A 22,715-nucleotide genomic window follows, 5' to 3' on the forward strand; every position below is an offset into this window, starting at 1 on the left:
CCAGCGGTGTTCTGCGGTCAATTTGTCGCAGCCCGGGATGGCATCCAGGGCTGCAGTGTGGCGACAGGCTTGCTAGAGTGGGGCTGCACCTGTTGGATGAATTCGATCACCTTTAGGGGAAAAACATGGCAATTGATATTGGTATCAGTGAAGAAGATCGCAAGTCCATTGTTGATGGGCTTTCGCGTCTGCTATCGGACACTTACGTACTTTATTTGAAAACCCATAATTTCCACTGGAACGTCACGGGTCCCATGTTTCGGACCCTGCACTTGATGTTCGAAGAGCAATACAACGAGCTGGCGCTGGCCGTCGATTCGATCGCCGAACGTATTCGTGCGCTCGGCTTTCCGGCCCCTGGCGCTTATTCGGTTTATGCACGCCTGTCTTCGATCAAGGAAGAAGAGGGTGTGCCAAGCGCTGAAGACATGATCAGGCAACTGGTGGAGGGTCAGGAGGCGGTCACGCGTACCGCGCGCGGTATCTTCCCTCTGCTCGACAAAGTCAGCGATGAGCCGACGGCCGACCTGTTAACCCAGCGTATGCAGGTTCACGAGAAAACCGCGTGGATGTTGCGCTCGCTTCTCGATCAGTAACGGCGGTGCGCGAATGATGCCCACGGGCGTTGTTCGCGCAATCGTTTTATCCACTGCCGGTTGAATGAATCTTCTCATGTTTGTGTAGGAAATCGTCTGGACTAGGACGCTCTCCACTATCCGCCCCAAGTTGTTGGCTTATCCTACGTTGACGGTCATAAAGTCATCTGGAGATAACTTCGCGCCTGCGTTTTTATAGGACTGGCAACAGAGTTCTTGAAACCGGAATTGGCAAAGGAGTGTCAGCGATATGGTTTATGAAGATGGACGAAAAGCAAACCGGGTCGGATCATTCAAGGATGCGAGAGTCGATCCGTTTATCCGGGAATTCGATATGGGCCTGGCGCAGCCGTTGTCGCGATCAGTGCGCTTGAATGGTTTTGCCACGTGTCTGCGGCTTGAGCAGGTTTATTGGGACATTCTCGCCGAAATGGCCAAGGTCAATTGTTGTTCGATCAGTTCGCTACTGTCGCACGTGGACCGTGAAGTGCACTTGCGGCACGGTGGCGTGAAAAATTTCAGCGGGCTGGTGCGGGTTGTCTGCGTCGTCCATAGCCTCAAAGAAGGAAATGACGTGATCACGGCCTGACCAGGTGACAGCAGCGAGTGTCAGTCTGTGCGGACTTACGGCTGCACAGGCTGCATTTAATGGATATAATCCCGCTCTTTGCCGCAAAACCCAGGGTGCGCGGTAGCAATCTGATCGCCGAGACAACCCCCATGCCGATGTACGACTATCAATGTGCTTCCTGTGGTCATCAGTTGGAAGCCATTCAAAAGATCAGCGCAGCACCGCTGGTCGACTGCCCTGCCTGTCAGGCGCCAGAGCTTAAAAAGATGCTGTCCATGCCGGGTTTCCGCCTTAGCGGTACCGGCTGGTACGAGACCGATTTCAAGACCGGTTCCAAGAAGAACCTTGCCGGCGGCGACAAAGCTGACTAGGGCCTGGAGCCGAGTTGAACCACACGTGCGGGTTCTTGCATCGTCCAGCAGCGGATGGTGCAAGGCCTCCAACCGAATTTCGAATTACGAGAAGTGACCACGACCATGATGCGCAGCCATTATTGCGGCCAACTGAACGAAAGCCTGGAAGGCCAGGAAATTACCCTTTGCGGATGGGTTCACCGTCGCCGTGACCACGGTGGGGTGATTTTCCTCGATATCCGTGATCGTGACGGTCTGGCCCAGGTGGTGTTCGATCCTGATCGCGCCGAAAGCTTCGCCGCCGCTGATCGCGTGCGCAGCGAGTACGTCGTGAAAATCACCGGCAAGGTCCGTCTGCGTCCGGCCGGTGCCACCAACGCCAACATGGCGTCGGGCATGATCGAAGTGCTGGGTTACGAGCTGGAAGTGCTGAACGAGTCGGAAACCCCGCCGTTCCCGCTCAACGAGTACTCCGACGTCGGCGAAGAAACCCGCCTGCGTTATCGCTTCCTCGACTTGCGTCGCCCGGAAATGGCCGAGAAGCTGCGTCTGCGTTCGCGCATGACCACCAGCATCCGCCGCTTCCTCGATGAAAACGGTTTCCTCGACGTCGAAACGCCGATCCTGACCCGTGCCACGCCGGAAGGCGCACGTGACTATCTGGTGCCGAGCCGTACTCACGCCGGCAGCTTCTTTGCCTTGCCGCAATCGCCGCAGCTGTTCAAGCAATTGCTGATGGTGGCCGGCTTCGACCGTTACTACCAGATCGCCAAGTGCTTCCGTGACGAAGACCTGCGCGCCGACCGCCAGCCGGAATTCACCCAGATCGACATCGAGACCAGCTTCCTCGATGAGAAAGAGATCATGGGCCTCACCGAGCAAATGATCCGCAACCTGTTCAAGGAAGTGCTGAACCTGGAGTTCGGTGAGTTCCCGCACATGACTTTCGAAGAAGCCATGCGCCGCTACGGTTCCGACAAGCCAGACCTGCGTAACCCGCTGGAACTGGTGGACGTGGCCGATCAGCTCAAGGAAGTCGACTTCAAGGTGTTCAGCGGCCCGGCCAACGACCCGAAATGCCGTATTGCCGCCTTGCGCGTTCCAGGCGGGGCGAGCATGCCGCGCAAGCAGATCGACGATTACACCAAGTTCGTCGGCATCTACGGTGCCAAGGGCCTGGCGTACATCAAGGTCAACGAGCGCGCCAACGGTGTTGAAGGCCTGCAGTCGCCAATCGTCAAAAACATTCCGCTGGAAAACCTGAACGCGATCCTGGATCGCGTGGGTGCGGTCGATGGCGACATCGTGTTCTTCGGTGCCGACAAGGCCAAGATCGTCAGCGAAGCCTTGGGTGCGCTGCGTATCAAGCTGGGCCACGACCTCGACCTGCTGACCTGCAAGTGGGCGCCGATGTGGGTCGTCGACTTCCCGATGTTCGAAGAAAACGAAGACGGCAGCTTCAGCGCCTTGCACCACCCGTTCACCGCTCCGAAATGCACGCCGCAAGAGCTCGAAGCCAACCCGGCTGGCGCTCTGTCCCGTGCCTACGACATGGTCCTGAACGGCACGGAACTGGGTGGCGGTTCGATCCGTATCCACCGCAAGGAAATGCAGCAATCGGTGTTCCGTCTGCTGGGTATCAACGAAGCGGAACAGGAGGAGAAATTCGGCTTCCTGCTCGACGCCCTGAAATACGGCGCGCCGCCCCACGGTGGTCTGGCCTTCGGTCTTGACCGTCTGGTGATGCTGATGACCGGCGCACAGTCGATCCGTGAAGTGATCGCGTTCCCGAAAACCCAGAGTGCTGCCGATGTGATGACGCAGGCGCCGGGTGTGGTGGATGCCAAGGCTTTGCGCGAGCTGCACATCCGTCTGCGCGAGACGCCGAAGGCTGAGTAAGGCTGCTGCGTGAAAGCGCGATGAGGTTTGAGGCAGTCTAAAAGGCGCATCTTCGGATGCGCCTTTGCGTTACAAGAGCTGCACTTTAAAAGATAAGACCGCCTGGGGCGGGATCGATAAGGTTTCTAGAGAATTTCGGAGTTGTGTTATGGCTGGCCATTCCAAGTGGGCGAACATCAAGCACCGCAAAGAGCGTCAGGATGCCAAGAAAGGCAAGATTTTCACCAAGTGGATTCGTGAACTGACCGTTGCCGCGCGTCAGGGCGGCAGTGATCCGGGTTCCAACCCGCGCTTGCGACTGGCGCTGGACAAGGCCCTCGGCGCCAACATGAGCCGCGACATCATTGATCGTGCGGTCGCTCGCGGTGCCGGCGCAGCCGATACCGACGACATGGTCGAACTGACCTATGAAGGTTACGGGCCGGGCGGCGTGGCAGTGATGGTCGAGTGCATGACCGACAACCGCAATCGCACCGCAGCGGCTGTCCGCCATGCCTTCAGCAAGTGCGGCGGCAACCTCGGCACCGATGGCTCCGTGGCTTACCTGTTTGAGCGCAAGGGGCAGATTTCCTTTGCTCCGGGCGTTGATGAAGACGCGTTGATCGAAGCGGCCATGGAAGCGGACGCTGATGACGTGGTGACTCATGAAGACGGGTCGATTGACGTGTTCACCTCGTTCGCCGGTTTTTATTCCGTGCGTAACGCGCTGGATGCGGCCGGGTTCAAAGGCGATGATGCGGAAATCGTCATGCTGCCGACAACCAGCGCCGAACTGGATCTGGAAGGTGCAGAGAAAGTCCTCAAACTGATCGACATGCTTGAAGACCTGGATGATGTGCAGAATGTGTATTCCAACGCGGACATTCCGGAAGATGTGGCAGCTCAGCTAGGCTAAAGGGCGACCAAGATCCAATGTGGGAGCGAGCCTGCTCGCGAATGCGAACACTCAGGCAGCAACTCTGCTGAATATGAAATCGCCTTCGCGAGCAGGCTCGCTCCCACACGGGTTCTGCGTGTATTGAAGCATCGTGCATTTATTTAACCTGCAGGCCTTATGACTTTAATTCTTGGCATCGACCCCGGTTCGCGCATCACCGGTTATGGCGTGGTTAGCGACACCGGGCGTGGCTGTGTATACGTGGCGTCCGGGTGCATTCGGACCGGCTCCGGCGAGCTGCACGAGCGGCTGCAAATCGTTTATCGCAGTGTCCGTGAAGTCATCCAGACCTACGGCCCGGTCACCATGGGCATCGAAAAAGTGTTCATGGCGCGCAACGCCGATTCTGCGTTGAAACTCGGGCAGGCGCGCGGCGCGGCAATCGTTGCCGGCGCCGAAGAAAGCCTGGAAATTGCCGAATACACCGCGACCCAGGTCAAGCAGGCGGTGACCGGCACCGGCGCGGCTAATAAAGAGCAGGTGCAAATGATGGTCATGCACATGCTGAAGCTGACCAGCAAACCGCAGATCGATGCCTCGGACGCCCTGGCGATCGCTATTTGTCATGCCCACACTCGCTCCAGTCTGTTACCGCACGGCTTGGGCGCCGCACGCAGTCGTGGCGGGCGCCTGCGTCTCTGATAGCATCAGCAGTCATTTTTAAGGAATGAGGAATTTGCGCCTGGGTCGTCGGCGCAATTCCTTGTTCTGTCAGTCGCCAGCCCTAGGCTGGCCAACGCTCAAGGATCTGAAACGTGATTGGACGCTTGCGCGGCACCTTGGCTGAGAAACAGCCGCCGCACCTGATTCTGGATGTAAACGGTCTGGGGTATGAGCTGGAAGTGCCCATGACCACGTTGTATCGCTTGCCGTCGGTCGGCGAACCGCTGACGCTGCACACCCATTTGGTCGTACGCGAAGACGCGCAGTTACTCTATGGTTTCGCTAGCAAGCGTGAGCGAGACTTCTTTCGTGAGTTGATCCGTCTCAATGGGGTAGGGCCAAAACTGGCGCTGGCCTTGATGTCGAGTCTTGAAGTTGATGAGCTCGTGCGTTGCGTGCAATCCCAGGACACGTCGGCCCTGACCAGGGTGCCGGGCGTGGGCAAGAAAACTGCCGAGCGTTTGCTGGTGGAGCTCAAGGATCGCTTCAAGGCGTGGGAAACCGTGCCGGCGATGTTTGCCCTGGTGCCAAACCAGCCGGGCGGGCCGGATGCGCCGGCAGCGGTCGCCACTGCCGAAAACGACGCGGTCAGCGCGCTGATTTCCCTGGGCTACAAGCCACAGGAAGCCAGCAAGGCAATTTCCGCGATCAAAGAGAAAGGCTTGAGCAGTGAAGACCTGATTCGCCGTGCCCTGAAGGGAATGATTTAAGTGATTGAAGCTGACCGTCTGATTGCCGCCACGCCGGCCCCCCGCGACCGTGAAGAGGTGCAGGACCGGGCGATTCGTCCTGTCAGCCTGGCTGAATACATTGGTCAGCCGACCGTTCGCGAGCAAATGGAGCTGTTTATCCAGGCGGCGCGCGGACGCAACGAGTCGCTGGATCACACGCTGATTTTCGGCCCGCCAGGCCTGGGTAAGACCACGCTGGCCAACATCATCGCGCAGGAAATGGGCGTTTCGATCAAGAGCACCTCCGGCCCGGTGCTTGAGCGGCCCGGTGATCTGGCAGCATTGCTGACCAACCTCGAGCCGCACGATGTGCTGTTTATTGATGAAATCCATCGTCTGTCGCCGATCGTCGAAGAAGTGCTGTACCCGGCAATGGAAGATTTTCAGCTCGACATCATGATCGGTGAAGGGCCTGCAGCGCGCTCCATCAAGCTGGATCTGCCGCCGTTCACTCTGGTTGGTGCAACCACCCGTGCCGGCATGCTGACCAACCCGTTGCGCGATCGCTTCGGCATCGTTCAGCGGCTGGAGTTTTACAGCACGGCCGACCTCGCAACCATTGTCAGTCGCTCGGCTACCATCCTCGGTTTGCCACTGGACCCGGAAGGCGCCTTTGAAATCGCCCGACGCGCCCGTGGAACTCCGCGCATCGCCAACCGTCTGTTGCGACGGGTGCGCGATTTTGCCGAGGTCCGGGCCAAGGGGCACATCACCAAGCCGATTGCCGACCTTGCCCTGAATCTTCTGGATGTCGACGAACGTGGTTTCGATCATCAGGATCGACGCCTGCTGTTGACCATGATCGAGAAGTTCGATGGCGGGCCGGTCGGGGTGGACAGTCTCGCCGCGGCGATCAGCGAAGAACGCCACACCATTGAAGACGTGCTGGAGCCCTATCTGATCCAGCAGGGTTACATCATGCGCACACCGCGGGGGCGGGTGGTTACGCGACATGCCTATTTGCATTTCGGCTTAAACATTCCGTCACGATTGGGCGAGATGCCCGTGGTAGACGAATTCCTCGATGCAGTGGACGATTAATTAACTTTTGCGTGATGAATTTTCGGGCATTGTACTGTCCCAGGACCGTACTTTCGCGAGAAAGCCGCAGAACAATGAAAAACAGTTGCCTCGCCGGATTGGCAACCTGAGGAGTAAGCACTAGAGTATGCGCGCGCAAAACGGGCTTGAGCCGTTCGCACATCGTTGTCGCGTTTATTACGAAGACACCGACGCGGGCGGCATCGTGTATTACGTCAATTACCTCAAGTTTATGGAACGGGCTCGCACCGAGCGGCTCCGGGCGTTGGGCTTTGCCCAATCCCAGCTGGCAGGGGAGGACCTGTTGTTTGTCGTGCATTCCAGCGAAGCGCGTTACCACGCGCCGGCGCGACTGGACGACGAGCTTCTGGTAAGTGCAGAAGTAATCGAATTGAACCGTGTCAGCCTGCGTTTCAAGCAGCAGGTCAGACGGGCTACAGATGATGCGCTGCTCTGTGAAGGGCAGTTTTTGGTGGCCTGTGTGCGCACTGAAAGTTTAAAACCCCGGGCCATTCCCGAAGCTCTACGTGCGGCCTTTGCCGACGTGAGCGGCGCGGGTACACACTCAAAGCAGGAGATAAAGCGTGGAAGCTAACGTCGTCGACCATTCCTCCATGTGGAGCCTGGTCAGCAATGCCAGTATCGTGGTGCAACTGGTAATGCTGATCCTGGTAGCCGCATCGGTGACCTCATGGATCATGATCTTTCAGCGCAGCAACTTGCTGCGCGCCGGTCGACGTGCCCTGGAGAGCTTTGAAGAGCGCTTCTGGTCCGGTATCGACCTGTCAAAACTGTACCGTCAGGCCGGCAGCAATCCTGATCCGGACTCGGGCGTCGAGCAAATCTTCCGCGCCGGCTTCAAGGAATTCTCCCGTCTGCGTCAGCAGCCAGGCGTTGATCCGGAAGCGGTCATGGAAGGTGTGGCCCGTGCCATGCGCGTCGCCATTTCCCGCGAAGAAGAAAAGCTCGAACAAAGCCTGCCGTTCCTCGCCACCGTGGGTTCCGTCAGCCCGTACATCGGCCTGTTCGGCACCGTCTGGGGCATCATGAACTCCTTCCGTGGCCTGGCCACTGCCCAGCAAGCGACCCTGGCCACCGTGGCTCCGGGTATCGCCGAGGCACTGATTGCTACGGCAATCGGCCTGTTTGCCGCCATCCCGGCCGTTATCGCTTACAACCGTTTTGCTGCACGCAGCGAAACCTTGCTGGGCCGTTACTACACCTTCGCCGATGAATTCCAGGCGATCCTGCACCGCAAAGTGCACACCAGCGAAGAATAAGCAGGTAATTTCCAATGGCTTTAATCGCTCGAGCTCGCAAAAAGCGCAAGCCGGTTGCCGAGATGAACGTAGTGCCTTACATCGACGTGATGTTGGTACTGCTGGTCATCTTCATGGTGACCGCGCCGATGCTCAATCAGGGCGTGAAAGTTGATCTGCCCAAGGTTTCCAGCGAAGCCTTGCCGCAGGACAACAACACCCAGGTCCTGACCATTTCGATCAAGGCTGACAAGACCTATTACTGGAACCTTGGCAGCGAAGTCGACACCGAAAAGCAGCAGGACAAGGCCATGACCTTGCCGCAGATGACTGACGCGGTGACCAAAATCATTCGCGCCGGCACCGAAGGCGGCAAGCGCACTCAGGTCTTCATTCGTGGCGACAAGACTGTCGATTACGGCGCCGTCATGGGTGCCATGGGCGGATTGCAGAAAGCCGGGGTCGGTAATGTTGGCTTGATTACCGAGGCGCCCTGATGCAGCAAATGCGAGAGCCGTCCGCCTCGGAAAGCTACTTCTGGCCTAGTGTCTGGGCGATCTTCCTGCACGTGTTGGTGTTCGGCATGCTGTTCGTCAGTTTCGCCTTCACACCGGAACTGCCGCCGGCCAAGCCGATTGTCCAGGCAACCCTGTATCAACTGAAATCGAAAAGTCAGGCGACCACCCAGACCAATCAGAAGATTGCGGGTGAGGCGAAGAAATCCGCCGCGCGCCAGACTGAAGTCGAACAGATGGAACAGAAAAAGATCGAGCAGGAAGCGATCAAGGCCGCGGAACAAAAGAAGGAATATGCGGCTCAAAAAGCCGAAGAATCCAAGAAGGCCGACGAGACCAAGAAAGCGGAAGAGGCTAAAAAGGCTGACGAAGCCAAGAAAGCCGATGAAGCCAAGAAGACCGCCGAAGCCAAAAAGGTCGAAGAGAAACAGCTGGCTGATATAGCCAAGAAAAAATCTGAAGAAGAAGCCAAAAAAGCTGCAGAAGAAGAGGCCAAGAAAGCGGCGGCGGAAGAGGCGAAGAAAAAGATCGTCGAAGACGCCAAGAAGAAAGCCGCAGAAGACGCCAAGAAGAAATCCGACGCTGAAGAGGCGAAGAAGAAAGTCGCCGAAGACGCGAAGAAGAAAGCTGCTGCCGATGCTGCGAAGAAAAAATCGCAGGAAGCGGCACGCAAATCCGCCGAAGAGAAAAAGGCTCAGGCCTTGGCTGATCTGCTTTCCGACACGCCACAGCGTCAACAGGCCCTGGCAGATGAGCAGGGTGACGAAGTCGCCGGCAGTTTCGATGATTTGATTCGTGCCCGTGCAGCGGAAGGCTGGGCTCGTCCTCCTTCGGCGCGCAAAGGCATGACGGTCGTGTTGCAAATCGGCATGTTGCCGGACGGTACGGTGACTTCGGTCAGCGTGGCCAAGTCCAGTGGCGACGGACCGTTTGACGCTTCAGCAGTTGCGGCGGTCAAGAATATTGGACGTTTGACAGAAATGCAGGGAATGAAGCCGAGTGATTTCGCTCCGTATCGTTCATTCAAGATGACATTCACACCTGAGGATCTAGCCTTGTGAGAAACCTTCTTCGAGGAATGCTTGTCGTTATCTGCTGCCTGGCAGGTATGGCGACAGCCGATGAAAAAAACATTTTGGTCACCAGCGGCAGTGACCGCGCTGCGCCGATCGCTATCGTACCGTTTGGCAACCAGGGCGGCAGCGTGCTGCCGGACGACATGGCCGAGATCATCGGCAATGACCTGCGCAACTCGGGTTACTACGCACCGATTCCAAAACAGAACATGATCAGCCAGCCAAGCCAGGCCAGCGAAATCATCTTCCGCGACTTCAAGGCGCTGGGTGCCCAGTACGTCATGGTTGGCAGCATTGCTCCCGCGGGCGGTCGCCTGCAGGTTCAATACGCTTTGTTCAACGTCGCTACCGAGCAGCAAGTGCTTACCGGCAGCGTGTCGGGCAGTGTTGACCAGTTGCGTGACATGTCGCACTACATCTCCGACCAGTCGTTCGAAAAACTCACCGGTATCAAAGGTGCGTTCTCGACGCGTCTGCTGTATGTAACGGCTGAGCGTTTCTCCGAGAAGAACACGCGTTACACGCTGCAACGTTCGGACTACGACGGTGCGCGCGCCGTGACTCTGCTGCAATCGCGCGAGCCGATCCTGTCGCCGCGGTTTGCACCGGATGGCAAGCGCATCGCCTACGTGTCGTTTGAACAGAAGCGTCCGCGCATCTTCATGCAGAACATCGACACCGGTCGCCGTGAGCAGATCACCAACTTCGAAGGCCTGAACGGCGCACCAGCCTGGTCGCCGGATGGCAATCGCCTGGCGTTCGTGCTGTCGAAAGACGGTAACCCGGACATTTATGTGATGAACCTGGGTTCGCGTCAGATCACTCGCGTCACTAACGGTCCCGGCATTAACACCGAACCGTTCTGGGGCAAGGATGGTTCGACCATCTATTTCACTTCCGACCGTGGCGGCAAACCGCAAATCTACAAAACCAGTGCAAGTGGTGGTGGTGCGGAGCGCGTGACCTTTATCGGTAACTACAACGCAAATCCAAAGCTTTCGGCCGATGAAAAGACCCTCGTGATGATCCATCGTCAGGATGGCTTCACTAATTTCAAGGTCGCGGCCCAGGATTTGCAGCGCGGAAGTGTAAAAATTCTAACTGATAGCACTCTGGACGAGTCGCCTACTGTTGCGCCCAACGGCACCATGGTAATCTACGCCACCCGCCAGCAGGGCCGGGGAGTCTTGATGCTCGTGTCCATTAATGGACGCGTAAGGCTCCCGCTTCCTACCGCACAAGGCGAAGTCAGAGAACCTTCCTGGTCCCCTTACCTGAACTGACGCGGCGCTTTACCGTTTTACTTGACACACATTGGGGTTCATTAGGAGTTTTACGATGGAAATGCTGAAGTTTGGTAAGTTTGCTGCTCTGGCTCTGGCTTTGTCCGTAGCCGTTGGTTGCTCGTCTAAAGGCGGCGACAATGCCGGTGAAGGCGCAGCTGTTGATCCAAACGCTGGTTACGGCGCAAATACCGGTGCCGTTGACGGTTCCCTGAGCGAAGAAGCTGCTCTGCGCGCGATCACCACCTTCTACTTCGAATACGACAGTTCGGACCTGAAGCCAGAAGCCATGCGCGCTCTGGACGTTCACGCCAAAGACCTGAAAGCAAACGGCGCTCGCGTTGTTCTGGAAGGCAACACCGACGAACGTGGTACTCGTGAGTACAACATGGCACTGGGCGAGCGTCGTGCGAAAGCCGTTCAGCGCTACCTGGTACTGCAAGGTGTTTCCCCAGCTCAGCTGGAACTGGTTTCCTACGGCGAAGAGCGTCCAGTTGCTACCGGCAACGACGAGCAGTCCTGGGCTCAAAACCGTCGCGTCGAACTGCGTAAGTAATTCGCCATGCGAACGTGCCGTCGTGCTGTAACTGTTTTGGCCCTCAGCCTCGCACCGCTTGCGGTGTGGGCTGCGGTTCCTGTGGTCGACAACAATACCGGCTATAACAATAGCGGGAGTAGTTATCCGCCTGCGGGTTACGGTACGAACGGCGCCTATGCCGGGGGAGGGGTTTCGGCCCCTGTCTCGGCACAGGGCGAGCTGTTCAACCAACTGCAATCGATGCAGGAGCAGATCTCGCGCCAACAAGGCATCATCGAAGTTCTGCAAAACGATGTAGCGCGCATGAAGCAGGAAAGCCTGGAGCGATACCAGGATCTTGATCGGCGCATAGGATCCGGCGTAGCACCAGCCGCAACTCCTGAGAATTCTTCAACCGGTGGTGATCCTGGTGCCGCCGGTGCAGCAGCTGGTGCAGGGGCGGCCGCCGCTGCCACTGCACCGCCTGCGGGTAGCGAACCGGCCGATCCGGCGAAGGAAAAACTGTATTACGATGCAGCCTTCGACTTGATCAAAGCCAAGGATTTCGACAAGGCCAGTCAGGCCTTCGCCGCTTTCCTGCGCAAATACCCGAACAGTCAGTACTCGGGTAATGCCCAGTACTGGTTGGGCGAAGTCAACCTGGCGAAAGGCGATCTGCAAGGTGCAGGTCAGGCGTTTGCCAAGGTTTCGCAGCTGTATCCCAAGCACAACAAAGTGCCTGATTCGCTGTACAAGCTGGCTGATGTAGAACGCCGCCTTGGTCATGCCGACAAGGTCAAAGGCATTCTGCAGCAGGTGGTGTCGCAGTATCCGGGCACTTCCGCTGCTCAGCTCGCCCAGCGCGATCTGCAGCGTATGTAAGGCTGCTTGACTGATTTCGAAGAAACCCGCGCTTGTCGCGGGTTTTTTCGTTAGAATTCACGCCCTTTTTCTGAACCACGCTTCCTGAAGCCTGCGCGTTGGCGGGGTTTCTCGAAGTGCCTGACGGAGGCGGACAGCCTGTTTAGCTGTTACGCCCGTGGCGACTATGCAAGACACATTGAGAATTACCGAAGTTTTTTACTCGTTACAGGGTGAAACGCGAACGGCCGGGCTGCCTACTGTTTTTGTGCGCCTGACCGGTTGTCCCCTGCGCTGCCAATACTGTGACAGCGCCTATGCATTCAGTGGCGGTACTGTACGCTCGCTCGACGATATCCTCGAGCAGGTGGCTGGTTTTCGTCCGCGCTACGTTTGCGTCACGGGCGGCGAGCCATTGGCTCAGCCCAACGCCATTCCATTACTCAAGCAGTTGTGCGACGCCGGTTACGAAGTGTCACTGGAAACCAGTGGTGCACTCGATATCTCGGCGGTAGATTCCCGGGTCAGTCGCGTTGTCGATCTGAAAACGCCGGGCTCGAAAGAAGCTCACCGCAATCGCTACGAGAACATCGAACTGCTGACGCCGAACGATCAGGTTAAGTTTGTCATCTGCTCGCGGGAAGACTACGACTGGGCCGTTTCCAAGCTGATTCAGTACGGCCTGGACCGACGTGCCGGCGAAGTCCTGTTCTCGCCAAGTCACCATGACTTGAATGCGCGCGAACTGGCGGATTGGGTCGTGGCCGACAACTTGCCAGTGCGTCTGCAATTGCAGCTGCATAAATATCTTTGGAATGATGAGCCGGGGCGCTGATATGACTGAACAACTGAACACTGCCGAAAAACGTGCGGTAATCCTGCTGTCCGGTGGCCTTGACTCAGCTACCGTGGTGGCCATGGCCCGCGCCGAAGGCTACAGCTGCTACACCATGAGCTTCGATTACGGGCAACGCTCTCATGCCGAATTGCACGCCGCCGCGCGTGTCGCCCGCGACCTCGGTGTGGTCGAGCACAAGGTGATCGGCCTCAACCTGGACGGTATGGGCGGCTCGGCACTGACGGATAACAGTATCGACATTCCAGAGGAGCTGGGAGAGGGTATCCCGGTCACTTATGTGCCAGCGCGCAACACGGTATTCCTGTCTCTGGCGTTGGGCTGGGCAGAAGTGCTCGGCGCGCGCGACATCTTTATTGGTGTCAATGCCGTTGACTATTCCGGCTACCCGGATTGCCGACCTGAGTTTATCGAGTCTTTCGAGCGCATGGCCAACCTGGCAACCAAGGCTGGCGTAGAAGGCAACGGCTTCCGCATTCAGGCACCACTGCAGAACCTGAGCAAAGCGCAGATCGTCCAGGCGGGCGTGAAGCTGGGCGTCGACTATGGCCTCACAGTTTCCTGCTACCAGGCTGACGATGATGGCCGTGCATGCGCTAAATGCGACAGCTGCAGGCTGCGCGCAGAAGGCTTTGCGGCGGCCGGCGTCAGCGATCCAACCCCTTATTTTTGATTTATTTCAAATTAAGTGTTGAATAGTCCTTAGAAATCAGTATTATACGCGCCACCACACAGCGGGTCGTTAGCTCAGTTGGTAGAGCAGTTGGCTTTTAACCAATTGGTCGTAGGTTCGAATCCCACACGACCCACCATTTTTGTAGCAGTTTTAAAAGTCTGGAAGGCCCACGCAAGTGAGGATTTCCGGATTTTTTTTTGCCCGCGATTTGAGTTCGAACTGATCCAGAGCTGTACTGCGTGACACAGGTCAGATTCATCTTTTGCATCCTCGGGATATTCTGTAGCCTTGCGCAGCCTCACCGTTGTCCGTGCCTGATGATACTCACTCTCCCGGCGGTACCCCTGAAGGGTCCGGAGCCGGGTGTATACTCGACTTTCGCGCGAATGCGCCTGCAGGTCTTGCGAACATGACGCAGATTTCCGAACGCCTTCTGGTTCAAGCCCACCTCGACGCCAAGCAGCCCAAGCCGCTGACGGCTGAGGAAGAGGCTCATTATCGTGCCGCCATTGCTGCCGAGCTCAAGGCTCAGGACGCGGTGCTGGTTGCCCACTTCTATTGTGATCCGGTTATTCAGGCCCTGGCCGAAGAAACCGGTGGCTGTGTCTCAGATTCGCTGGAGATGGCCCGCTTCGGCAATGCTCACCCGGCCAAGACTGTTGTGGTCGCTGGCGTGAAATTCATGGGCGAGACGGCCAAAATCCTCAATCCCGAAAAACGTGTATTGATGCCGACCCTGGAAGCGACCTGTTCGCTGGACCTGGGTTGCCCGGTGGACGAGTTCTCGGCATTTTGCGATCAGCACCCGGAACGTACCGTGGTGGTTTACGCCAACACCTCGGCAGCGGTCAAAGCCCGGGCGGATTGGGTAGTGACGTCGAGCTGCGCGCTGGAAATCGTCGAAAGCCTGATGGACAACGGCGAAACGATTATCTGGGGTCCGGACAAGCATCTGGGTACCTACATCCAGCGCAAGACCGGCGCGGACATGCTTCTGTGGGACGGTGCATGCATCGTTCACGAAGAGTTCAAATCCAAGCAGCTCGAAGACATGAAGGCGTTGTACCCGGACGCCGCGATCCTGGTGCACCCGGAGTCACCGACCGCGGTCATCGACCTGGCGGACGCTGTGGGTTCCACCAGTCAATTGATTGCTGCTGCACAGAGCCTGCCGAACAAGACGCTGATCGTGGCCACCGATCGCGGCATTTTCTACAAGATGCAGCAGCTGTGCCCGGACAAAGTATTCATCGAAGCGCCCACGGCAGGTAACGGCGCAGCGTGCCGCAGTTGCGCACATTGCCCGTGGATGGCGATGAATACACTTGAGCGTACGCTGAAGAGCTTGAAGGAGGGGTCGAACGAGATCTTCGTGGATCCGGCATTGATTCCGCAGGCGATTCGACCGTTGAAACGAATGCTGGAATTTACCCAGGCTGCGCGGATGAAATTGGCCGGTAACGCCTGAGGTTTGTCAGTCAAGTCGCAAAACTGTGGGAGCGAGCCTGCTCGCGAAGAGGGAGTGTCAGTCGACATTAGTGTTTGCTGATATGCCGTCTTCGTCGGAATGCCGCCCAGAGCAGGCTCGCTCCCACAGTGATTTTTGCTCTTTACAATCACTTGGTCTTCTTCGGAATACGTACAAGCTGCGTGTTGGAATACATGTCATGCCAGCTGCGCTTCTGTTGGTCGAAGGCCGACCAGAAGAACCCGAGCCCGACACACAGCAGCGAAGCGATTGACACCACAAATCGCAACAGCGCCTGCCACAGACTGATCGATGAGCCGTCCGCATTCTGCACGCGAATCGACCACACTTGCATGCCCAGGGTCTGACCTGACCAGGTCCAGAACTTGGCAAAGAATCCGAACAACACAAACAACAACACCGTAGACAGCAACGGGTCGCCGTCCAGCGCACCCGCGTCGGTCAGCGCGCGCATTCTCTCTTCGCCGATGATCGCCATCTGAATCATCTTGTACACGCCGCCGGTGACGATCAGCAGGGCAGTGCACAAGAGGAAATCGTAAAACATCGCTGCCAGACGACGACCCAGGGTCGCGGCGGGAAATTCCCCCTGGGGTTGCAGCAGATGTTTCGACATGGCACGGCTCTCGTTCAAAGGGGAACGCCATTTTACGGATTTACGCGCATAAAAAAGCCCCTGATGTCAGCATCAGGGGCTTTTTCGTTACAGAAGATTAAGCTTCTGCCTGAACCTCATCAGCCTGCATGCCTTTCTGGCCCTGCACTGCAACGAAGGTCACTTTCTGACCTTCTTTGAGGCTTTTGAAGCCGTTGCCCTGAATCGCGCGGAAATGCACGAACAGATCCGGCCCGCTTTCTGGAGTGATAAAACCAAAACCTTTCTCGTCGTTAAACCACTTGACGGTACCGCTCTGACGTTGGGACATTTCTTATTTCCTTTGACGCTAAATTAATGACAGTCTCCTTCTTGTGAAAGAGTACTGGGGCTGGTTGCAGGAGAGTAAGAATACGTCGAACGGGATGTAGCTAACTTGTAGGCTACTGCCCAGGTCACGATTTCAAGCGACCCATGCAAACACAGTGAACAAACTCTACGCCAACTACAGGAGAAAAAACAAGCCCCGTCAGAGGCCCGGTTTTGCTCGCGTTGCTGGCACTAGTCGATTCACTAGTGCTGCTTATACGTTCCTGCCGTTCAAATGTTTTCGATCGTTATAAGCGAAGTTCAAAATTGAAACTAAAAGCAAAGGTCGTGCACTGTTTTATGGCAGTTGCGTTACACAGTAGTGCACTGTAACGCAACTGCGTTACTTATTGAAACAGTCAATCAGCCACGATAGTAGCGTTGTGGAACAAATGGCATTTTGCTTACGAGCAGAGGTACCTTTTTCCCTCGGACGATGGCCCAGACCGGCGTGTCGAGCGAGGTGTGGGCAGTGTCCACGTAGCCCATGGCCAACGGCGCGCTCAGCGTCGGACCGAAGCCGCCGCTGCACACAGCACCGATAACGTCGCCTGCTTCATTGACGATTTCTGCACCCTCACGCACGGGCGTGCGTTCCTGAGGCAGCAGGCCGACACGTTTGCGGTTGACCCCGGCTTGCTGTTGCACGAACACGCTTTCGGCACCCGGGAATCCACCTGCCCGCACACCATCGGCGCGACGTGGCTTGGAGATCGCCCACAGCAGGCTCGCCTCAATCGGAGTGGTGTCGGTGTTCATGTCGTGACCGTAAAGGCAGAGGCCGGCTTCCAGGCGCAGAGAGTCACGGGCGCCGAGGCCGATGGCGGCGACTTCGGGTTCCGCGAGCAGTGCGCGGGCCAGGGCTTCGGCATTGGCGGCAGGGACAGAGATTTCGAAACCGTCTTCGCCGGTGTAGCCCGAACGGCTGACGAAACAGTCCACGCCCAGCAGTTTCACGCGGGTGAACTGCATAAAGGTCATCTTCGTCACTTCCGGCGCCAGACGGGCGAGGACGGTGACGGCGACCGGGCCTTGCAAGGCCAGCAAAGCCCGCTCCTCAAACAGCGGCTCGATGGTGCAGTGTTCGCCGATGTGTCGTTGCAGGTGCGCCAGGTCCTGATCCTTGCACGCCGCGTTAACCACCAGAAACAACTCATCGTCACCCAGGTTGGCGACCATCAGGTCGTCGAGAATGCCGCCGTTTTCGTTGGTGAACATCGCGTAACGCTGCATGCCCACGGGCAGATCAATAATGTCCACCGGCACCAGGCTTTCCAGGGCTTTGGCGGCATTGGTACCGGTCAGGCGGATCTGGCCCATGTGCGATACATCGAACAACCCGGCTTGATCACGGGTGTGCTGGTGTTCCTTCATCACGCCCAGCGGGTACTGCACGGGCATGTCATAGCCGGCAAAAGGCACCATGCGGGCGCCGAGTTCGATGTGCAGTGCGTGCAACGGGGTTTTCAACAAGTGTTCGGTGGACATATCCAGCTCCTGAAAAAGTGTGCAGATGCAGTGAGCGCGCATCAGCACTCGATAATGTTGACCGCCAAACCGCCACGGGCGGTTTCCTTGTATTTGCTTTTCATGTCGGCGCCGGTCTGGCGCATGGTGCGGATGACCTTGTCGAGCGAGACGAAGTGCTGACCGTCGCCGCGCAGGGCCATGCGCACGGCATTGATCGCCTTGACCGAGCCCATGGCGTTGCGTTCGATGCAGGGCACTTGAACCAGTCCGCCAATCGGGTCGCAGGTCAGGCCGAGGTTGTGTTCCATGCCGATTTCCGCAGCGTTTTCCACTTGCTGCACGCTGCCGCCGAGCACTTCACACAACGCACCGGCCGCCATCGAGCAGGCGACGCCGACCTCGCCCTGGCAACCGACTTCGGCGCCGGAAATCGAGGCGTTTTCCTTGTAAAGAATGCCGATGGCTGCGGCGGTCAGCAGAAACCGCACAACGCCGTCCTCATTCGCGCCGGGGATGAAGCGCATGTAGTAATGCAGTACCGCCGGAATGATCCCGGCCGCACCGTTGGTGGGTGCAGTGACCACGCGTCCGCCGTTGGCGTTTTCTTCGTTGACCGCCAGCGCGTAGAGGTTGACCCAGTCCAGCACGGAGAGTGGATCGCGCAGTGCCGATTCCGGGTTCTTGCACAGTTGGGCATGCAGCGCAGCGGCGCGGCGTTTTACCTTGAGACCGCCCGGCAGGATGCCTTCGTTACGACATCCAGCCGTGACGCAGTCCTGCATGACCTGCCAGATTTTCAACAGGCCGGCGCGGGTTTCTGCCTCCGGACGCCAGGCACTTTCGTTGGTCAGCATCACCTGGCTGATCGACAGCCCGTAGGTGGCGCAATGAACGAGAAGGTCTTTGGCACTTTTGAAAGGGAAGGTCAGCGGCGTAGCGTCTTCAACGATGCGATCAGCCCCGGCCGCGTCTTCATCGACCACAAAGCCGCCGCCCACCGAGTAATATTCGCGGCTGCGAATCTGTAATCCGGCCGCATCGAATGCGCGAAAAATCATGCCGTTGGGGTGATAGGCCAACGGTTTGCGAATCATCGCCAGGTGTTCTTTCTCATTGAACGCAATGCTGTGTTCGCCGAGCAGGTTCAGACGGCCGTTGCCGCGAATGTCCTTAAGACGTGCGGCGACCGTTTCCGTATCCACGGTGTCCGGGTGTTCGCCTTCCAGGCCGAGCAACACAGCCTTGTCACTGCCGTGGCCTTTGCCGGTAGCGCCGAGTGAGCCGTAAAGCTCGACTTTGACGCTGGCGGTGGCGGCCAGAAGACTCTCCCGGCGCAAGCCTTCGACAAAACGCGCAGCAGCGCGCATCGGGCCGACGGTGTGGGAACTGGAGGGGCCGATGCCAATTTTGAACAGGTCGAACACGCTTAACGCCATGGTTGTTCTCCGGTTTCTTGTTATAGATGCAGCGCAAAACCGTAGGAGCAAGCTTGCTCGCGATAGCCATGACGCGGTCCATCTGGCGAACCGCGTCATCGTTGATCGCGAGCAAGCTTGCTCCTACAAGGGGCCGGCGGTGCGGCCCCCTCAGGTTTAAGCGTAGCTTTCGATCGACGGGCAGGCGCACACCAGGTTGCGATCGCCAAACACGTTGTCGACGCGACCGACCGGTGGCCAGTATTTGCCTTCGATCAGCGATGCGACCGGATAAACCGCTTGCTCACGGCTATACGGATGCGTCCATTCGCCAACGATCTCCGCAGCCGTGTGCGGAGCGTTTTTCAGCGGGTTGTCCTGCTTGTCCAGGGTGCCGTTTTCCACTGCGCGAATTTCGTCGCGGATGCGAATCATCGCGTCGCAGAAGCGGTCCAGTTCTTCTTTGGATTCGCTTTCGGTCGGTTCGATCATCAGCGTGCCAGCGACCGGGAACGACATGGTCGGGGCGTGGAAACCGAAGTCGATCAAACGCTTGGCCACGTCATCGACGCTGATGCCGCTGCTGTCTTTCAACGGACGCAGATCAAGGATGCACTCGTGCGCGACCAGCCCGTTGCTGCCGGTGTAGAGCACTGGATAGTGTTCTTCAAGACGACGGGAAATGTAGTTGGCGTTGAGGATCGCCAGTTGCGAAGCGCGTTTCAGACCCGCGCCGCCCATCATCCGAATGTACATCCAGGTGATCGGCAGGATGCTCGCGCTGCCGAACGGCGCCGCACACACCGCGCCTTCCTTGCGGTCCATGTGGGCGTGGCCCGGCAGGAATGGCGTCAGGTGCGATTTCACCCCAATCGGACCAACGCCCGGGCCGCCACCGCCGTGGGGGATGCAGAAGGTTTTGTGCAGGTTCAGGTGCGACACGTCGCCGCCAAACTTGCCCGGCGCGCAGAGGCCGACCATCGCGTTCATGTTGGCGCCGTCGATGTACACCTGGCCGCCGTTGTCGTGAATGATGCCGCAGATTTCGCGGATACCTTCTTCGAACACGCCGTGAGTCGACGGGTAGGTGATCATCAGCGCAGCGAGGTGTTCGCGGTGCTCGATGGCCTTGGCGCGCAGGTCTTCGATGTCCACGTTGCCGCGCGCATCGCACGCGGTCACGACCACGCGCATGCCGGCCATGTTGGCGGTGGCCGGGTTGGTGCCGTGGGCGGACGACGGGATCAGGCAGATGTCGCGACGGTCATCGCCACGGCTCTGGTGATAGGCACGAATCGCCAGCAGACCAGCGTATTCACCCTGGGAACCAGCGTTCGGTTGCAGCGAGATCGAGTCGTAACCGGTGGCGGCACAGAGCATCGCTTCCAGTTCGTCGGTCAGTTGCTGGTAACCGGCGCTTTGCTCGGCCGGAGCGAACGGGTGCAGAGCACCGAATTCAGCCCAGGTGACCGGGATCATTTCGCTGGCGGCGTTGAGTTTCATGGTGCAGGAGCCGAGCGGGATCATGGTGCGATCCAGCGCGAGGTCCTTGTCGGCGAGTTTGCGCAGGTAGCGCATCAGCTCGGTTTCCGAGTGATAACGATTGAACACCGGATGGCTGAGGATCGGCGATTGACGAACCAGCGTGGCCGGGATCGCACTGACGACCGACGCGGCGAGGGCGGCGAATTCCGGCTGGGTTTTGCCTTCGGCGAACAGGTTCCACAGGGTTTCGATGTCCGTTTGCGACGTAGTTTCGTCGAGGGACAGACCCAGGCGTTCGCCATCGATCACTCGCAGGTTGATCTGCGCGGCACGCGCCTTGTCGTGCAGCGCCGCAGTTTGCGCGCCGGTTTTAACCGTCAGGGTGTCGAAGAAGCTTGCCTGCTCGACGTGCAGACCCAGTGCGCTCAGGCCTTTGGCCAGAATCGCAGTCAGGTGATGAATGCGCTTGGCAATCTGCGTGAGGCCTTTCGGGCCGTGATAAACGGCGTACATGCTGGCGATGTTGGCCAGTAGGACCTGAGCGGTGCAGATGTTGCTGGTGGCTTTCTCGCGGCGGATATGTTGCTCGCGGGTCTGCATTGCCAGGCGCAGTGCCGGTTTGCCGAAACGGTCCACGGAAACACCGACCAGACGGCCGGGCATGTCGCGCTTGAACGCATCCTTGGTGGAGAAGTACGCCGCGTGCGGACCACCGAAGCCCAGCGGCACGCCGAAACGTTGCGCGCTACCGATGGCTACATCGGCGCCGAACTCGCCCGGCGGGGTCAGCACGGTCAGGGCCAGCAGGTCGGCGGCGACTGCGACCAGTGCGTTGGCAGCGTGGAAGCGTTCGGTCAGTTCGCGATAATCGAAGACATCACCGTTGCTCGCCGGGTACTGCAGAAGAGCGCCGAAGAACGGGGTTACGTCAGTCAGTTCGAGCTCGTCGCCGACTACCACGTCGATGCCCAGAGGCTCGGCACGGGTGCGCAATACATCGATTGTTTGCGGGTGGCAATGCACCGAAGCAAAAAACGCGTGGCTGCCTTTGTTCTTGCTCAGGCGTTTGCAGAAGGTCATGGCCTCGGCAGCGGCGGTGGCTTCGTCGAGCAGCGAGGCGTTGGCGATCGGCAGGCCGGTGAGGTCGCTGATCAGGGTCTGGAAGTTCAACAGCGCTTCCAGACGACCTTGCGAAATTTCTGGCTGGTAAGGCGTGTAAGCGGTGTACCAGGCCGGGTTTTCCAGCAGGTTGCGCAGGATCGGCGACGGCGTGTGAGTGCCATAGTAACCCTGGCCGATGTAGGTCTTGAACAATTGGTTTTTGCCAGCGATGCCTTTGATCATCGCCAGTGCATCGGCTTCGCTCAGTCCGTCGTCCATGCCCAGCACGCTGGTGCCTTTGATGCTCTCCGGAATGACGCTGGCGCTCAGGGCTTCCAGGGAGTCGAAACCGAGGCTGTTGAGCATGGCTTGCTCATCGCCTGCGCGCGGGCCGATGTGGCGCGCGATGAACTCGTTGGCGGTGCTTATGTTTGCAGCTGGATTTACTTGAGTCATGTCGGCGCTCCTCAGGCTTCGGCGTTGGCTTTGATCAGACGGTCGTACGCGTCTTGATCGAGCAGTTTGGCGACGGCTGACGCGTCGGATGGCTGAAAGCGGAAGAACCAGCCTTCGCCCAGCGGGTCTTCGTTGACCAGTTCCGGACTGCTGTCGAGTGCCGGGTTCACTTCCAGCACTTCACCGTCGAGTGGCATGTAGACGCCGCTGGCTGCTTTGACCGATTCCACGGTAGAGGCTTCAGCGCCTTTGGCGTAGGACTGTAGCTCCGGCAGTTGTACGAAAACCACGTCGCCCAAGGCGTTCTGCGCGAAAGCGGTGATGCCGACGGTGACCGTGCCATCAGCTTCTGTGCGCAGCCATTCGTGATCTTCAGTAAAACGCAACTCGCTCATGGAAACTCCTAAGGGGCCAGACTCGTCTGGTGGACGCGATAAATACCTGGGCATGAACCCGGATTGATGGCGTAGAAGCTAGCAAGATCACTGCCAATGTGTATTT

24 protein-coding genes and 1 tRNA gene are annotated in these 22,715 nt (G+C 58.1%); 19 read left to right on the plus strand and 6 right to left on the minus strand.

Annotated features, from left to right (window positions below):
• Window positions 1-125: 125 nt before the first annotated feature.
• The 19 genes from DU29_RS0111905 to nadA all read left to right on the plus strand — a co-directional run bounded on the left by DU29_RS0111905 (window position 126) and on the right by nadA (window position 15,302).
• A complete protein-coding gene (locus DU29_RS0111905) occupies window positions 126-596 on the plus strand; it encodes a Dps family protein (protein WP_028621911.1) in 471 nt (156 codons plus the stop codon).
• A 250-nt stretch (window positions 597-846) separates the two neighbouring features.
• The gene (locus tag DU29_RS0111910; RefSeq protein WP_028621912.1) at window positions 847-1,185 is read left to right on the plus strand and encodes a ribbon-helix-helix domain-containing protein; all 339 of its coding nucleotides are present in this window, start codon (window positions 847-849) and stop codon (window positions 1,183-1,185) included.
• Between the two features lie 131 nt (window positions 1,186-1,316).
• The gene (locus DU29_RS0111915) at window positions 1,317-1,538 is read left to right on the plus strand and encodes an FmdB family zinc ribbon protein (RefSeq protein WP_010457489.1); all 222 of its coding nucleotides are present in this window, start codon (window positions 1,317-1,319) and stop codon (window positions 1,536-1,538) included.
• 105 nt (window positions 1,539-1,643) lie between these two features.
• The gene (aspS, locus tag DU29_RS0111920) at window positions 1,644-3,419 is read left to right on the plus strand and encodes an aspartate--tRNA ligase (protein ID WP_028621913.1); all 1,776 of its coding nucleotides are present in this window, start codon (window positions 1,644-1,646) and stop codon (window positions 3,417-3,419) included.
• 148 nt (window positions 3,420-3,567) lie between these two features.
• Window positions 3,568-4,314, plus strand: coding sequence for a YebC/PmpR family DNA-binding transcriptional regulator (locus DU29_RS0111925; RefSeq protein ID WP_028621914.1), 747 nt, complete (start codon window positions 3,568-3,570; stop codon window positions 4,312-4,314).
• 159 nt (window positions 4,315-4,473) lie between these two features.
• Window positions 4,474-4,998: a crossover junction endodeoxyribonuclease RuvC gene (ruvC, locus tag DU29_RS0111930; protein WP_028621915.1), complete on the plus strand. Its 525-nt coding sequence runs from the start codon at window positions 4,474-4,476 to the stop codon at window positions 4,996-4,998.
• Window positions 4,999-5,111: 113 nt separating this feature from the next.
• Window positions 5,112-5,729, plus strand: a complete 618-nt coding sequence (ruvA, locus tag DU29_RS0111935) for a Holliday junction branch migration protein RuvA (protein WP_028621916.1) — start codon at window positions 5,112-5,114, stop codon at window positions 5,727-5,729.
• Complete coding sequence (ruvB, locus tag DU29_RS0111940; RefSeq protein ID WP_028621917.1) at window positions 5,730-6,791, plus strand: Holliday junction branch migration DNA helicase RuvB; 1,062 nt, start codon at window positions 5,730-5,732, stop codon at window positions 6,789-6,791.
• 127 nt (window positions 6,792-6,918) lie between these two features.
• Complete coding sequence (gene ybgC / locus DU29_RS0111945) at window positions 6,919-7,386, plus strand: tol-pal system-associated acyl-CoA thioesterase (RefSeq protein ID WP_028621918.1); 468 nt, start codon at window positions 6,919-6,921, stop codon at window positions 7,384-7,386.
• A complete protein-coding gene (gene tolQ / locus DU29_RS0111950; protein WP_008147369.1) occupies window positions 7,376-8,071 on the plus strand; it encodes a protein TolQ in 696 nt (231 codons plus the stop codon). The genes ybgC and tolQ overlap by 11 nt, the downstream gene beginning before the upstream one ends.
• A 23-nt stretch (window positions 8,072-8,094) precedes the next feature.
• Window positions 8,095-8,547, plus strand: a complete 453-nt coding sequence (tolR, locus tag DU29_RS0111955; protein WP_161781290.1) for a protein TolR — start codon at window positions 8,095-8,097, stop codon at window positions 8,545-8,547.
• Window positions 8,547-9,626, plus strand: coding sequence for a cell envelope integrity protein TolA (gene tolA / locus DU29_RS0111960; RefSeq protein ID WP_028621920.1), 1,080 nt, complete (start codon window positions 8,547-8,549; stop codon window positions 9,624-9,626). The genes tolR and tolA overlap by 1 nt, the downstream gene beginning before the upstream one ends.
• A gap of 47 nt (window positions 9,627-9,673) precedes the next feature.
• Window positions 9,674-10,924 (plus strand): Tol-Pal system beta propeller repeat protein TolB, encoded by a 1,251-nt coding sequence (tolB, locus tag DU29_RS0111965; protein ID WP_442961292.1) that lies wholly within the window; start codon window positions 9,674-9,676, stop codon window positions 10,922-10,924.
• A gap of 55 nt (window positions 10,925-10,979) precedes the next feature.
• Window positions 10,980-11,480, plus strand: a complete 501-nt coding sequence (gene pal / locus DU29_RS0111970) for a peptidoglycan-associated lipoprotein Pal (RefSeq protein WP_028621922.1) — start codon at window positions 10,980-10,982, stop codon at window positions 11,478-11,480.
• A 6-nt stretch (window positions 11,481-11,486) separates the two neighbouring features.
• Window positions 11,487-12,323 carry a tol-pal system protein YbgF gene (gene ybgF / locus DU29_RS0111975; RefSeq protein WP_028621923.1) on the plus strand — a complete coding sequence of 279 codons (837 nt, stop codon included), beginning with the start codon at window positions 11,487-11,489 and terminating at the stop codon, window positions 12,321-12,323.
• A 166-nt stretch (window positions 12,324-12,489) separates the two neighbouring features.
• Window positions 12,490-13,137, plus strand: coding sequence for a 7-carboxy-7-deazaguanine synthase QueE (gene queE, locus DU29_RS0111980; protein WP_028621924.1), 648 nt, complete (start codon window positions 12,490-12,492; stop codon window positions 13,135-13,137).
• Window position 13,138: 1 nt separating this feature from the next.
• Window positions 13,139-13,831, plus strand: a complete 693-nt coding sequence (queC, locus tag DU29_RS0111985; protein WP_028621925.1) for a 7-cyano-7-deazaguanine synthase QueC — start codon at window positions 13,139-13,141, stop codon at window positions 13,829-13,831.
• 63 nt (window positions 13,832-13,894) lie between these two features.
• Window positions 13,895-13,970, plus strand: a tRNA-Lys gene (locus DU29_RS0111990).
• 273 nt (window positions 13,971-14,243) lie between these two features.
• Window positions 14,244-15,302 (plus strand): quinolinate synthase NadA, encoded by a 1,059-nt coding sequence (gene nadA / locus DU29_RS0111995; RefSeq protein ID WP_028621926.1) that lies wholly within the window; start codon window positions 14,244-14,246, stop codon window positions 15,300-15,302.
• A gap of 148 nt (window positions 15,303-15,450) precedes the next feature.
• Here nadA and DU29_RS0112000 read toward each other — a convergent pair whose 3' ends face one another.
• The 6 genes from DU29_RS0112000 to gcvH form a co-directional block, all read right to left on the minus strand.
• Window positions 15,451-15,939, minus strand: a complete 489-nt coding sequence (locus DU29_RS0112000; RefSeq protein WP_028621927.1) for an RDD family protein — start codon at window positions 15,937-15,939, stop codon at window positions 15,451-15,453.
• 97 nt (window positions 15,940-16,036) lie between these two features.
• Entirely contained in the window at window positions 16,037-16,249 is a 213-nt protein-coding gene (locus DU29_RS0112005) for a cold-shock protein (RefSeq protein WP_003175786.1), read from the minus strand.
• A gap of 401 nt (window positions 16,250-16,650) precedes the next feature.
• Complete coding sequence (gcvT, locus tag DU29_RS0112010; RefSeq protein ID WP_028621928.1) at window positions 16,651-17,775, minus strand: glycine cleavage system aminomethyltransferase GcvT; 1,125 nt, start codon at window positions 17,773-17,775, stop codon at window positions 16,651-16,653.
• Between the two features lie 41 nt (window positions 17,776-17,816).
• Window positions 17,817-19,193 (minus strand): L-serine ammonia-lyase, encoded by a 1,377-nt coding sequence (locus DU29_RS0112015; RefSeq protein WP_028621929.1) that lies wholly within the window; start codon window positions 19,191-19,193, stop codon window positions 17,817-17,819.
• Window positions 19,194-19,349: 156 nt separating this feature from the next.
• Complete coding sequence (gene gcvP, locus DU29_RS0112020) at window positions 19,350-22,214, minus strand: aminomethyl-transferring glycine dehydrogenase (protein WP_028621930.1); 2,865 nt, start codon at window positions 22,212-22,214, stop codon at window positions 19,350-19,352.
• Window positions 22,215-22,225: 11 nt separating this feature from the next.
• The gene (gene gcvH / locus DU29_RS0112025) at window positions 22,226-22,609 is read right to left on the minus strand and encodes a glycine cleavage system protein GcvH (RefSeq protein WP_028621931.1); all 384 of its coding nucleotides are present in this window, start codon (window positions 22,607-22,609) and stop codon (window positions 22,226-22,228) included.
• Window positions 22,610-22,715: the final 106 nt, after the last annotated feature.

The organism is Pseudomonas sp. Ant30-3, assembly GCF_000690905.1.
Taxonomy (GTDB): Bacteria; Pseudomonadota; Gammaproteobacteria; order Pseudomonadales; family Pseudomonadaceae; genus Aquipseudomonas.

Coding starts and splice junctions, on each gene's coding strand:
- gcvP (WP_028621930.1), bottom strand. CDS start 22,214: ATGACTCAAGTAAATCCAGCTGCAAACATAAGCACCGCCAACGAGTTC.
- ruvC (WP_028621915.1), top strand. CDS start 4,474: ATGACTTTAATTCTTGGCATCGACCCCGGTTCGCGCATCACCGGTTAT.
- DU29_RS0112000 (WP_028621927.1), bottom strand. CDS start 15,939: ATGTCGAAACATCTGCTGCAACCCCAGGGGGAATTTCCCGCCGCGACC.
- nadA (WP_028621926.1), top strand. CDS start 14,244: ATGACGCAGATTTCCGAACGCCTTCTGGTTCAAGCCCACCTCGACGCC.
- pal (WP_028621922.1), top strand. CDS start 10,980: ATGGAAATGCTGAAGTTTGGTAAGTTTGCTGCTCTGGCTCTGGCTTTG.
- DU29_RS0112015 (WP_028621929.1), bottom strand. CDS start 19,193: ATGGCGTTAAGCGTGTTCGACCTGTTCAAAATTGGCATCGGCCCCTCC.
- tolA (WP_028621920.1), top strand. CDS start 8,547: ATGCAGCAAATGCGAGAGCCGTCCGCCTCGGAAAGCTACTTCTGGCCT.
- DU29_RS0111915 (WP_010457489.1), top strand. CDS start 1,317: ATGCCGATGTACGACTATCAATGTGCTTCCTGTGGTCATCAGTTGGAA.
- DU29_RS0111905 (WP_028621911.1), top strand. CDS start 126: ATGGCAATTGATATTGGTATCAGTGAAGAAGATCGCAAGTCCATTGTT.
- ybgC (WP_028621918.1), top strand. CDS start 6,919: ATGCGCGCGCAAAACGGGCTTGAGCCGTTCGCACATCGTTGTCGCGTT.
- ybgF (WP_028621923.1), top strand. CDS start 11,487: ATGCGAACGTGCCGTCGTGCTGTAACTGTTTTGGCCCTCAGCCTCGCA.
- queC (WP_028621925.1), top strand. CDS start 13,139: ATGACTGAACAACTGAACACTGCCGAAAAACGTGCGGTAATCCTGCTG.
- DU29_RS0111925 (WP_028621914.1), top strand. CDS start 3,568: ATGGCTGGCCATTCCAAGTGGGCGAACATCAAGCACCGCAAAGAGCGT.
- tolB (WP_442961292.1), top strand. CDS start 9,674: ATGGCGACAGCCGATGAAAAAAACATTTTGGTCACCAGCGGCAGTGAC.
- queE (WP_028621924.1), top strand. CDS start 12,490: ATGCAAGACACATTGAGAATTACCGAAGTTTTTTACTCGTTACAGGGT.
- DU29_RS0112005 (WP_003175786.1), bottom strand. CDS start 16,249: ATGTCCCAACGTCAGAGCGGTACCGTCAAGTGGTTTAACGACGAGAAA.
- DU29_RS0111910 (WP_028621912.1), top strand. CDS start 847: ATGGTTTATGAAGATGGACGAAAAGCAAACCGGGTCGGATCATTCAAG.
- gcvH (WP_028621931.1), bottom strand. CDS start 22,609: ATGAGCGAGTTGCGTTTTACTGAAGATCACGAATGGCTGCGCACAGAA.
- aspS (WP_028621913.1), top strand. CDS start 1,644: ATGATGCGCAGCCATTATTGCGGCCAACTGAACGAAAGCCTGGAAGGC.
- gcvT (WP_028621928.1), bottom strand. CDS start 17,775: ATGTCCACCGAACACTTGTTGAAAACCCCGTTGCACGCACTGCACATC.